9 protein-coding genes are annotated in these 12,248 nt (G+C 37.7%); all 9 read left to right on the top strand.

The annotated features are described in order from the left end of the window. Positions 1-60: 60 nt before the first annotated feature. Entirely contained in the window at positions 61-1,641 is a 1,581-nt protein-coding gene (locus EL260_RS10435; protein WP_123860216.1) for an MFS transporter, read from the top strand. Between the two features lie 43 nt (positions 1,642-1,684). Next, positions 1,685-1,912 (top strand): DUF6814 family protein, encoded by a 228-nt coding sequence (locus tag EL260_RS10430; RefSeq protein WP_123860215.1) that lies wholly within the window; start codon positions 1,685-1,687, stop codon positions 1,910-1,912. A gap of 66 nt (positions 1,913-1,978) precedes the next feature. After that, on the top strand, positions 1,979-2,173 hold the full coding sequence (locus EL260_RS10425; RefSeq protein WP_123860214.1) for a hypothetical protein: 195 nt from the start codon (positions 1,979-1,981) through the stop codon (positions 2,171-2,173). Then, entirely contained in the window at positions 2,166-4,868 is a 2,703-nt protein-coding gene (locus EL260_RS10420; protein WP_123860213.1) for an ATP-binding protein, read from the top strand. The genes EL260_RS10425 and EL260_RS10420 overlap by 8 nt, the downstream gene beginning before the upstream one ends. A 9-nt stretch (positions 4,869-4,877) precedes the next feature. Further along, positions 4,878-5,237, top strand: a complete 360-nt coding sequence (locus EL260_RS10415; protein WP_123860212.1) for a response regulator transcription factor — start codon at positions 4,878-4,880, stop codon at positions 5,235-5,237. A gap of 67 nt (positions 5,238-5,304) precedes the next feature. Then, positions 5,305-7,191, top strand: coding sequence for an AMP-binding protein (locus EL260_RS10410; protein ID WP_123860211.1), 1,887 nt, complete (start codon positions 5,305-5,307; stop codon positions 7,189-7,191). A 57-nt stretch (positions 7,192-7,248) separates the two neighbouring features. Next, on the top strand, positions 7,249-9,156 hold the full coding sequence (gene acs, locus EL260_RS10405) for an acetate--CoA ligase (RefSeq protein WP_123860210.1): 1,908 nt from the start codon (positions 7,249-7,251) through the stop codon (positions 9,154-9,156). A 406-nt stretch (positions 9,157-9,562) separates the two neighbouring features. Then, entirely contained in the window at positions 9,563-9,928 is a 366-nt protein-coding gene (locus EL260_RS10400; RefSeq protein WP_123860209.1) for a hypothetical protein, read from the top strand. A 109-nt stretch (positions 9,929-10,037) separates the two neighbouring features. After that, a complete protein-coding gene (locus EL260_RS10395) occupies positions 10,038-12,248 on the top strand; it encodes a RelA/SpoT family protein (RefSeq protein WP_123860208.1) in 2,211 nt (736 codons plus the stop codon).

Here is a 12,248-nt window from a genome sequence, read left to right as displayed (position 1 = left end):
TTAAGTTTTATTAAGAATAAAACATCTTACGCATTCCATTAACATCAAAAACTAATCAATATGAGTGACAATCATCACGAAAGCTACGAAAATATGACCGACAGGCAGAAAAACCGCACTATTTGGAGTGTGATCACTGCCTCATCTCTCGGAACATTGATAGAATGGTATGACTTCTATATCTTTGGAAGTTTAGCCATCGTTTTAGCGACCAAGTTTTTCCCGGCTGACAATCCGACAGCAGCATTTTTGTCTACTTTAGCTACTTTTGCCGCAGGATTTGTAGTAAGACCTTTTGGGGCTTTATTCTTCGGAAGATTGGGTGACATTATCGGAAGAAAATATACATTCCTGGTGACGCTACTCATTATGGGATTTTCCACTTTCCTGATCGGATGTATCCCAAGTTATGAAACCATCGGGTTCCTTGCTCCGGTTTTGGTTTTAATCCTAAGGTTATTACAAGGACTTGCTCTTGGGGGTGAATATGGAGGAGCCGCAACCTATGTAGCAGAATACGCACAACCCCATCGAAGAGGTTACTGGACTTCATGGATCCAAACTACAGCCACCGCAGGACTATTCATTTCACTAATTGTTATTTTAATTACAAAGACTACTCTTTCTCCTGAAGAATTCGATGGCTGGGGCTGGAGAATTCCTTTCTGGATTTCCATTTTAATGGTAGGTGTTTCATATATCATCAGAAAAAATATGAAAGAGTCTCCGCTTTTTGCCAAAGCAAAAAGTGAAGGTAAAACGTCTAAAAACCCTTTAAAAGAGAGTTTTGGTAATAAATTCAACTTCAAATTCGTTTTGCTTGCCCTTTTTGGAGCAGCCATGGGACAAGGGGTAATCTGGTATACCGGACAATTTTACGCCATGAGCTTCATGCAAAAAGTAATGAATATTGATTCTACGCAGGTAGATTATTTAATGGCAACTGCTTTGTTTTTAGGAACTCCTTTCTTTGTGTTTTTCGGTTGGTTATCGGATAAAATCGGAAGAAAAGCGGTGATGATGACCGGAATGCTGATTGCTATTTTAGCTTACAGACCTATTTACGACAGTATGTTCAAAAGTGTCAGCCTTGAAAATAAAACAGTTGCCACCAACGGAATTACAGAAAAGAGAACGGCTAAAATTCACAAGGATATTGCAACAGACAGTCTTGTTACCTTCCATAAAGAAACTCTTTTCACCGATGGAACTTTAATAAAAAAAGACAGCATCGTTCACTGGTCACCAAGCGGTCCGGTTATGAAAGAGGGAAAAGCCGAAGAACCAAAGGTTTCACAATCGGTAAAAGTAAGTGACAGCACAAAATGGTATCTGGTATTCATGGTATTCATTCAGGTCATCTTTGTAACTATGGTTTACGGCCCCATTGCTGCGTTCCTTGTTGAAATGTTCCCGGTAAGAATCCGTTACACCTCGATGTCTTTGCCTTATCACATTGGAAATGGGGTATTTGGAGGACTCCTTCCTGCCGTAGCTACTTATCTTGTAACCACCGGAAAAGAAGCCGGACATGCCACATGGTATCTGGAAGGATTATGGTATCCGATTGGAGTAGCTGCAGTCTGTTTGATCATCGGATTAATTTATCTTAAAAATAAGAACAATAATCTTCACGATTAATCACTGAATCACTCAAATTTTTATTAATTTTAAAACTACTAAAATGAACGGACTAAAAAAAATATTAGGTATACTTTGGATCGCAATAGCAGTGGTCGTAGGGTATTTTGGAATTACGGTAATGGGAATCCCCAAGATCACCTCAGGAAAACAGGAAGATTTGGTTTTCGGAATCATCATTATGTTTGTCCTGATGCCAATTATCTCAGGAGGGATGGCTGTTTTTGGTTACTATTCCTTAACCGGAGAATATTCTGACGAAAAAATATAATTATAAAAGATAAAGGTAATTGGTGAATAATACTGTTCATCAATTATCTTTTATGCATCATCATTTATGAAAAAGAGACACGAACAAAAACTGGTTATCCTGAGTATTGGACTGATGATTGCCTTCAGCATCCCTATTTCGCTGCTTTTCAACAGTGAAAAAGAAGTGTTTGGATATCCCATGTTCCTTATCTACCTGTTCGCTGTCTGGATGATCTCTATCCTAATTTCCTTTGTAATTGTTAAAAAATACAATGAGTAGTATTGCATTATTTTTTGTGGTTCTGTTTTATTTGGCTCTTCTGTTCTTAGTTGCTCACCTGGCAGAGAAGAAAAGAAGTAAGTTCTGGATCAACAATCCTTACATTTATGCATTGTCTCTTGCTGTGTATTGTACAGCATGGACTTACTACGGAAGCATTGGTGTAGCTGCTACAAGCGGATTAAATTATTTACCTATTTATATTGGCCCTGCCATGATTATCCCTGCCTGGATCTATATCAATACAAGAATTGTAAGGATCGCCAGGGTTAATAAAATAAGCAGTCTTGCAGATTTCATCTCGTTACGATATGGAAACAGCAGAAGTCTGGGTGCCATCATTACGATTGTCTGCCTGTTAGCAATTGTTCCTTACATCGGATTACAGATCAAAGCCATATCTGAAACCTTCCATCTGGTAACGGAAACTCCTATGTCAAAGGATATCCTGACCGATAATGCCACATTTGTTGTTGTTCTAATCGCTTTGTTTTCTTCCTATTATGGAACGAGATATGTGGATGCTTCGGAAAAACGACTAGGAATCATCTCTGCCATTGCCCTGGAGAGCTTTTTAAAGCTATTCTTTATTATCATTCTTGGGCTTTTTGTGATCTATTATGTTTTTGACGGGTTTACAGATATTTATCAGAAAGCCAGTCATTTTGAGGATTTTAAAGAAAAAAATACATTTAATGGGATTGAAGGAGCCATGAACTGGATGGTTCTGTGCATGATCTCAGCAACAGCAATCTGCATATTACCCAGACAGTTTCACACAGCGATTGTTGAGAACAGACAGGAAAAGCATATCAGAACAGCCATCTGGTTTTTTCCGCTTTATTTATTGACCTTCACTATATTCATTTTTCCGATTGCATGGGGCGGAAGACTGATCTTTGATGGAGAAAAGATAAACCCTGAATTCTACTCTATTTTAATTCCGCAGCATTTTGACAATACTTTAATCACCGTTTTGGTTTTCCTTGGCGGATTGAGTTCATGTATTTCCATGATTATTATTTCGGCCATCACCTTATCCATTATGCTTTCCAACAACCTTATCATTCCTTATAGTTTGCTTGGAAAACTAAAATCTGAAAATGAAACACAAAATACAAGAAGTATCACCAACATTAGGAAATTCAGCATTTTCGCACTGATTATCATGGCTTTTGTGTTCTATAAATATTTCATTTTAAAAACATCACTGGATTCTGTTGGATTAATCTCGTTTGTAGTCATTGCACAGCTTGCACCTGCCTTTTTCGGCGCTATATTCTGGAGAAGAGGAAGCTACAAAGGCGCAGTGATTGGTCTTGCTGCAGGATTAGCCATCTGCTATTTCGGATTAATCATCCCGCAATATTATTTCTCATACAACCAGGAACTCAAAGGGGTTTTAAGAGATATGTACAATTCTTTCAATTTCTTCACCATTCCTTATCTGGCAAGGATTCCGCAAATATTTTTTTGGTCAATGCTGGTCAATACAGGTTTATTTACCATTATTTCAGTGAGTACCAAAGGAAATTACCGTGAAAGAAACTTTGCCGAACTGTATGTAGATATCGACAAATACATTCAGAATCATGAAAATGCTTTTATCTGGAGAGGAACGGCCTACATCTCTGACATTCAAAATATACTGGAGAGATTTTTAGGTAAAAACAAGACCGAACAGGCCTTGAGAATTTTCAATTTAAAATATAATATTGATTCTAAAACAGAGACTGCCGATTCAAGATTCATCAAATTCTCGGAAAACCTTCTGGCAGGACGAATCGGGACGGCTTCAGCTAAAATTCTGATTGAAGGGGTCACCAAAGAAGATAAAATATCTCTGAAGGAAGTTTTGAATATCCTTGAAGAATCCAAAGAGAACATCAGCTTAAACAAAAAACTTACAGAACAGTCTGAAGAATTACAAAAGCTCTCTAATGACCTTAGAACAGCCAATGAAAACTTAATCGTTAAAGACCGTCAAAAAGATGATTTTCTGGATTCTGTTGCCCATGAACTGAGAACTCCCATCACAGCGATCCGCTCAGCCGGGGAAATACTAGCTGATGATGATGACATTCCTTTTGAAATTAAACAGGAGTTTTTAAACAATATCATCACCGAATCTGACAGATTAAGTGAAATCATCAACGATATTCTTTATCTTGATAAGCTTCAACATGGTGAAATCTTATTAAGTATCCAACAAAATAACATTCTTGAAACCTATAAAAAAGCATTAAGCCCCCTCCTCCACCTGATACAACAGAAAAACATTCATTTAAGTGAGGTCAATCTTCTGAATCGGGTTATATTTGAGTATGATGAAGCCAGAATGATTCAATTGCTTCAGAATATATGGGGAAATGCCTTAAAATTTACGGATGAACAGGGAACGATACAAACTAAATTATTTGAAAAGGAAAATCAATTGGTAATTACCATTTTCAATACCGGAAAACACATCCCGGAAGAGGATCTGGAAATGATTTTTGACAAGTTTTATCAATCCAAAAATCAAAATATTTTAAAACCTACAGGAAGCGGACTTGGCCTTGCCATTTCCAAGAAAATAATACAAGCCCACAACGGAAGTATAAAAGCCGAAAACAGCGGTCTTGGAGTAACTTTTACCATCAGCCTTCCTGACAGTATAACAAAAGAGATTAAAAATGAAGTTGAACACCTTTAAAAAACCTTTATGAAAAAGATAATCATTGCGGATGATGAACACAAAATATTAATGTCACTGGAATATAGTTTTAAAAAGAACGGTTATGACGTTTATATTGCCCGTGATGGAACGGAGGTTCTGGAGTTTTTAAAAACCATGGTTCCGGATGTGATCCTTCTCGATATCATGATGCCGAATCTTGACGGTTACAGCACGTTAGACCTCATCAAACAGGATGAAAAAATGAAAAATACAAAGGTGATCTTCCTGAGCGCGAAAAACAATCCAAGAGATATTGAAAAAGGGCTTGAAATGGGCGCCGATGCTTATGTAACAAAACCCTATTCTATTAAAAAACTGATGCAGCAGATTGAGGAGATGTTTTAGGGAGACAAGAAGCATCTCACTTTGACAAGAAGAAGCAAAAAAAAACACCAAACACACGATTATTACTATGGATTCAGATACTCTATTTAAACAAAGCATAGAAGACAAAGAAAAATTTTGGAAAAAGCAGGCCGAAGCTATACAATGGTTTCAATTCCCTCAACAAATCCTATCAAAAGACCCCAACGACTATCCACAGTGGTTTGCTGATGGAAAGCTTAATATGTGTTATTTATGTATTGACAAACATATTGAAGATGGTTTTGGCGGTCAGAATGCTATTGTTTATGATTCTCCGGTTACGGGTCAAAAGAGAATATATACATTCAATCAGGCCAAGGAAGAAATATCAAAATTAGCTGGCGGATTAGCTTCTTTAGGACTAAAAAAGGGTGACACAGCGGTTATTTATATGCCGATGATCCCACAAACCCTTTTTGCTATGCTTGCCTGCGCAAGAATTGGCGTTATTCATAATGTGGTTTTTGGCGGATTCGCTCCTCATGAGCTGGTGGTAAGAATTGATGACTGTAAGCCTAAAGTTTTAATCACGGCAACCGCAGGAATAGAGATCGCCAAAAGAATCCCTTATCTTCCATTGGTAGAAAAGGCCATTGAATTGGCACAGGATAAAGTAGACAACATTATCGTTTACGACAGAAAATTAGTAGATAATCGGGATGAAATGTTTGATGGACTGATTGATTATGAAGAATTGGTTCAAAAATCAGCTCCTATTGACTGTGTTTCTATAGAATCCACTCACCCACTCTATCTGCTTTATACTTCCGGAACTACAGGAAAACCTAAAGGGATTGTTCGTGACACGGGCGGCTATGCCACAGCATTAAAGTTCTCCATGAAATACATGTATGGTGTTGAACCCGGCGAAACCTATTGGGCTGCCTCTGATTTCGGTTGGGCTGTTGGACACAGTTATTCTGTTTATGGGCCGCTCCTCAATAGAAATACAACGATTATTTTTGAAGGAAAACCTATTATGACACCTGATGCAGGCACTTTTTGGAGAATTATCTCTGAATATAAAGTTTCTGTTATGTTTACAGCTCCCACCGCTATCAGAGCAATAAAAAAAGAAGACCCTAATGGTGAACTGGTAAAAAAATATGATCTGTCTCATTTCAAAAAGCAGTTCCTTGCCGGGGAACGATGTGATGTAGCTACTTTGGACTGGTTTGGTGAGCATATCGGGGCTCCAGCTATCGATCACTGGTGGCAGACAGAGTCCGGATGGCCAATGCTCGGCTTATTAACATTTGACGACAATTACAACATCAAAAGAGCTTCTGCAGGAAAACCCATTCCAGGATATGACATCAAAATTTTTGATGAAAACGGATTAGAGCTGGATCCGCACCACGAAGGCTATTTAGTCATAAAGTTGCCTCTTCCACCAGGAGCTATGCTAGGAATCTGGAAGGATTATGATCGATTTGAAAACAGTTATTTATCTCAATACAAAGGATATTATTTTTCTGGTGACGGAGCTATACAGGATGAAGATGGCTATATTTTCATCACGGGAAGAGTGGATGACGTCATCAATGTAGCCGGCCATCGACTTTCCACCTCAGAAATGGAAGAAATTGTTTCTTCACATCCTGATGTTGCAGAATGTGCCGTGGTGGGAATTGATGATGATTTAAAAGGACAGGTTCCGTTTGCAACGGTGGTTCTAAAAAATGGTTCCTCCATTACCGAAGAGGACATCGAAAAAAATATCATTCAGATGGTTCGTGAAAAGATTGGCGCTGTAGCTTTTTTAAAAAACACAATGGTTGTCAAAAGATTACCCAAAACCCGATCCGGAAAGATTTTAAGAAAGCTTATCAGAACATTGCTGGACGGGAAAGATTTTCAGATTCCGTCTACCATTGATGATGAAAAAATCATTGAAGAAATCCAGGAAAAGATCAGGGAATATAGGGGGTAAGCGAAAAATTAAACATATATTTAAAATACAATTCAAATTTCAAAAAACGAAAGGGATATGAGAAATTACTTAATAGAAGATTTACCACAATACTTTGAAGATTACAAAAAATCTATCAAAAATCCGAAGAAATTCTGGGATAAGGTAGCTGATCAAAATTTTGTGTGGTATCAGAGATGGAGCAAGGTTGTTAAGTACGATATGAATGAAGCTAAAATCGAATGGTTTAAAAATGCCAAACTTAATATCACCAAAAACTGTCTGGACAGACATCTCGCCATAAGAGGAGATAAAACAGCCATTATCTGGGAACCGAATGATCCTAAAGAAGAGGCTCAGCATATTTCATACAACGAATTGTACACCCGTGTTAATAAAACAGCTAATGTTTTAAAGGATATGGGTATTGAAAAAGGAGACAGAGTTTGCATCTACCTTCCAATGATTCCGGAGTTGGCTGTTACCATGCTGGCTTGTGCCAAACTAGGAGCTGTTCATTCTGTTATTTTTGCCGGATTTTCTGCCTCTGCCGTATCGTCAAGGGTGAATGATTGTGAAGCTAAAATGATAATCACTTCAGATGGAAGTTATAGAGGAAGTAAAGTTCTGGATCTGAAAAGTATTGTGGATGAAGCATTGGAAAAAACACCAACTATTGAAAAAGTTTTGGTGGTGAAGAGAACTCACAATGAAATCAAGATGAAGGAAGGAAGAGATCATTGGCTGGCAGATCTGTATGAAAAAGCCTCCCCTGATTTCGTAACCGTTATTATGGATTCTGAAGATCCGCTTTTCATTCTTTACACTTCCGGTTCTACTGGAAAACCAAAGGGAATGCTTCATACCTGTGCCGGATACATGGTCTATACCGCTTATACCTTCAAAAATGTATTTAATTATAAAGAAAACGATATCTATTGGTGTACCGCAGATATTGGTTGGATCACAGGCCACTCTTACATTCTTTACGGACCATTATTGAATGGAGCTACTACTGTTATTTTCGAGGGAGTCCCAACCTATCCTGAACCGGATCGTTTCTGGGAAGTGATTGAAAAACATAAGATCACCCAATTCTATACCGCTCCTACTGCTATTCGTTCTTTAGCTAAAGAAAGCACTGAATGGGTAGACAAACATGATCTGAGCTCTTTGAAAGTAATCGGATCTGTAGGAGAACCTATCAATGATGAAGCATGGCATTGGTTTAACGATCACGTAGGAAAGAAGAAATGTCCGATCGTTGATACCTGGTGGCAAACCGAAACGGGAGGAATCATGATTTCCCCACTTCCTTTTGTAACTCCTACCAAACCTACTTATGCTACTCTTCCTCTACCGGGAATCCAACCCGTTTTGATGGATGATAAGCGTAATGAAATTACTGGAAATCAAGTAACCGGAAACTTATGCATCCGGTTTCCATGGCCGGGAATCGCAAGAACAATCTGGGGTGACCATCAAAGATATAAAGAAACCTACTTTACCGCTTTCCCTGGAAAATATTTTACGGGAGATGGCGCTTTGAGAGACGAAGTAGGCTACTACAGAATTACCGGCCGTGTTGATGATGTCATCATTGTTTCCGGACACAATTTAGGTACTGCTCCTATTGAAGACAGCATCAACCAACACCCTGCCGTTGCGGAATCTGCCATCGTAGGTTATCCACATGACATCAAAGGAAATGCTTTATATGGCTATGTGACGCTTAAAGAAACCGGCGAAGGTCGTGATAAGGAAAATCTTAAGAAAGAAATCAATCAGTTGATTTCCGATCAGATTGGGCCAATTGCCAAGCTGGACAAGATACAGTTTGTTTCCGGGCTACCAAAAACACGTTCCGGTAAGATTATGCGTAGAATTCTTAGGAAAATTGCAGAGGGAGACTTTAGCAACTTTGGAGATATCAGCACATTACTAAATCCGGAAATTGTAGATGAAATTAAAAACGAAAGAATTTAATCGAATCTCAAATAGTAAAACAAAAAGATCATTTCTATACGAAATGGTCTTTTTTTATCTATAGAAAGAACGATAGAGTATAAAATATAATCTGTAGATTTTAAACCCGAACTGTCTGCTAAATCTGCCTGAGGAATAAGTAATTCATATTAGAAAGTTAGAGTTAAATAATAAAACATGTTCGCAGCCTATTTCATCAGGGCACTTCATAAATCATTACAGACTCCTGAAGTGATTTAAAAAAATTATCAGTTTTATAAATTTAAACATATGTTCAATAGATATCTTCAAATAATTTAGCATTATACTATAGATAAAATATTAATAGATATTTTTTTTTGGCTATACATCAAAAAAATAAGAAAATTTTTATTAACTTTAATCAGAACTTTAAAACCCATTAATTATGTCGAATATATTAGCTGGGCTATTTGAGCACCATAGCGATTACAAAAAGCTTGAAAGTGATCTGGAAAATTCAGGAATTCCTAGTTCAGATTACATTGTATACCTTAACAGTGAAGCGAGTAACCCCCAATACCTGGCAAGTGTGGCGGTAAAGGATAGCAGCCAGGCAGATAGTGCCCGGAGCATTTTCACGCAAAATGCAGTTATAAAGACTTATTTCTTCGAAAATATGAGCATTGATCAGGCTAATTACGATACCATAAAAAAGTATATCGATGCCAGAAACAGGGCCGAAATTCATAACAGTCCTGATATCCGAATCAAAACATCAACTGATGGTATCAATTCAGAAGTGAAATCTTAATCGATATAAAACTAGATAACCGGAAATCCGTAGTACACACTACGGATTTTTTATGTTTGAAAAAAGTAAAAATTTTCGTATTTTCGTCTAATTATAGGCATCTGCACAAATGAGTTACGATTTAGAACAAGAGAATAAAGAGATCCTTGCTAGATATAAGGATCTGATTTCTAACACCTACAGAACGCTGGATGAGGAAAATAACAAACTTATCCGGAAGGCATTCGATATCGCATTGGATGCTCACAAAGACCAAAGGAGAAAATCTGGGGAGCCATACATCTACCATCCTATCGCTGTAGCCAAAATTGTAGCGACAGAAATTGGTCTGGGGGCTACTTCCATTGCCTGTGCATTGCTGCATGATGTAATTGAGGATTCTGATTACACTTATGAGGATCTGAAAAAAATATTTGGGGAAAAAATCGCCAATATTGTGAATGGATTAACTAAAATATCCATCATGAATCATCAGAATATCTCTGTGCAGTCAGAAAACTACAGAAAACTGTTGCTAACATTGTCTGAGGATTTCAGGGTTATTCTAATTAAAATTGCAGACCGTCTTCATAATATGCGGACCCTGGAAAGTATGGCACCGGACAAGCAGAAAAAAATTGCTTCAGAAACGGTTTATATCTATGCTCCCATGGCTCACCGCCTTGGTTTATATAATATCAAATCCGAGCTGGAAGACCTTTCTTTAAAATACAATAATCCTGAGGTATATAATGAGATCACGGAGAAATTGGAATTAGCCAAGGAAAGCCGCGAAAGATATATTGAAGAATTCAAAACTGAAGTTTCTGAACGACTGAAAGAAGAAGGCTTAAACTTCACTATCAAAGGACGTGCAAAGGCTATTTCTTCCATTTACAGAAAAATGCTGAAGCAGGGGGTTTCTTTTGAAGAAGTTTTTGACAACTATGCGATCAGAATCATCTATAAATCGGATGCTAAAAACGAAAAATTCCTGGCATGGAAGATCTATTCAATCGTCACGGATGTTTATCACAGTAACCCATCAAGAATGCGTGATTGGATCACCCAACCCCGTTCTACAGGGTATGAAAGTTTGCACCTAACCGTTCTTGGGCCTGATAAAAAATGGATTGAAGCACAGATCCGTTCAGAGCGAATGGATGAAATTGCAGAAAAGGGTGTTGCTGCCCATTACAAATACAAAGAAGGTTATAAGCAGAGTTCTGATGATCGTAATTTTGAAAAATGGGTTACGGAAATTCGTGAAGTGCTTGAACAGCAGCAAAATCTGTCTACTTCCGAACTTTTGGATAATATCAAACTGAATCTTTATTCCAAAGAAGTATTTGTGTTTACTCCAAAAGGAGAAATTAAAATCCTGCCGACCAATGCAACCGCTCTGGATTTTGCCTTCTCCGTTCACTCTGACCTGGGAATGAAGTGTTTGGGAGCCAAAATCAATGGAAAATTGGTTCCTATTTCCTATATTCTACAAAACGGAGATCAGATCGATATCCTTTCTTCTCAGAATCAGAAACCTAAATCTGACTGGCTGGAGTTTGTGGTCACTTCAAAAGCTAAATCTAAGATTAAGAGCTACCTGAATTCCCAGAAAAACCAGTTGGTAGAAGAAGGAAAAGAAATTTTACAAAGAAAACTTCGTCATGCGAAAATCAATTTCAATGATGAAGAAATTAATAAATTACAAAAGTTTTTTAACTTAAAATCATCTCAGGAACTCTTCCTTAAATTCCAAAGCAACGAACTGGATGTAAGCAGCTTAAGAAAATACATTGAAAGTAAGAACGTATTCAACAACTTACTTTCAAGATTCAGGAAGTCTCCATCTAAAAGCGTTAACTTCGAGGAACCGAAAGAGCAAAACCTTGATATGATCGTCTTTGGAAAAGATGAGGAAAAACTGAATTACACCTATGCAAAATGCTGTACTGTAATTCCGGGAGACAAGATCTTCGGATTTATCACTATTTCTGATGGAATCAAGGTACACAGTGATAACTGTCCGAATGCCATTAATCTTAGAGCACAATATGACTACCGTGTCATTCCTGCCAAATGGGTGAACGAAGAAAGTTTCAAAAACCGAGTGAAAATTGAAATCGAAGGTCTTGACAGAATGGGAATGATTAATGATATTACCACGGTCATTAGTGGTAGTATGGGAATGGACATGAAAAGTATGTCTATTGAATCCAACAACGGTGTTTTCACCGGAAACATCAATCTTGAAGTCAAAAATAAGGGGCAATTGGAGGAAACCTTCAAGAAGCTCAAGAATATTAATGGAGTCTCCAGGGTGAGACGACTACAATCATAA

Source organism: Chryseobacterium nakagawai (genome assembly GCF_900637665.1).
Classification (GTDB): domain Bacteria; phylum Bacteroidota; class Bacteroidia; order Flavobacteriales; family Weeksellaceae; genus Chryseobacterium; species Chryseobacterium nakagawai.
Note: the sequence above shows the minus strand (reverse complement) of the source record. Positions and strands in the feature narration are given on the sequence as shown.

Excerpts from the sequence above, each read along its gene's own strand:
- EL260_RS10430 (WP_123860215.1), top strand. The coding sequence starts at position 1,685 with ATGAACGGACTAAAAAAAATATTAGGTATACTTTGGATCGCAATAGCA.
- EL260_RS10420 (WP_123860213.1), top strand. The coding sequence starts at position 2,166 with ATGAGTAGTATTGCATTATTTTTTGTGGTTCTGTTTTATTTGGCTCTT.
- EL260_RS10435 (WP_123860216.1), top strand. The coding sequence starts at position 61 with ATGAGTGACAATCATCACGAAAGCTACGAAAATATGACCGACAGGCAG.
- acs (WP_123860210.1), top strand. The coding sequence starts at position 7,249 with ATGAGAAATTACTTAATAGAAGATTTACCACAATACTTTGAAGATTAC.
- EL260_RS10415 (WP_123860212.1), top strand. The coding sequence starts at position 4,878 with ATGAAAAAGATAATCATTGCGGATGATGAACACAAAATATTAATGTCA.
- EL260_RS10425 (WP_123860214.1), top strand. The coding sequence starts at position 1,979 with ATGAAAAAGAGACACGAACAAAAACTGGTTATCCTGAGTATTGGACTG.
- EL260_RS10410 (WP_123860211.1), top strand. The coding sequence starts at position 5,305 with ATGGATTCAGATACTCTATTTAAACAAAGCATAGAAGACAAAGAAAAA.
- EL260_RS10400 (WP_123860209.1), top strand. The coding sequence starts at position 9,563 with ATGTCGAATATATTAGCTGGGCTATTTGAGCACCATAGCGATTACAAA.
- EL260_RS10395 (WP_123860208.1), top strand. The coding sequence starts at position 10,038 with ATGAGTTACGATTTAGAACAAGAGAATAAAGAGATCCTTGCTAGATAT.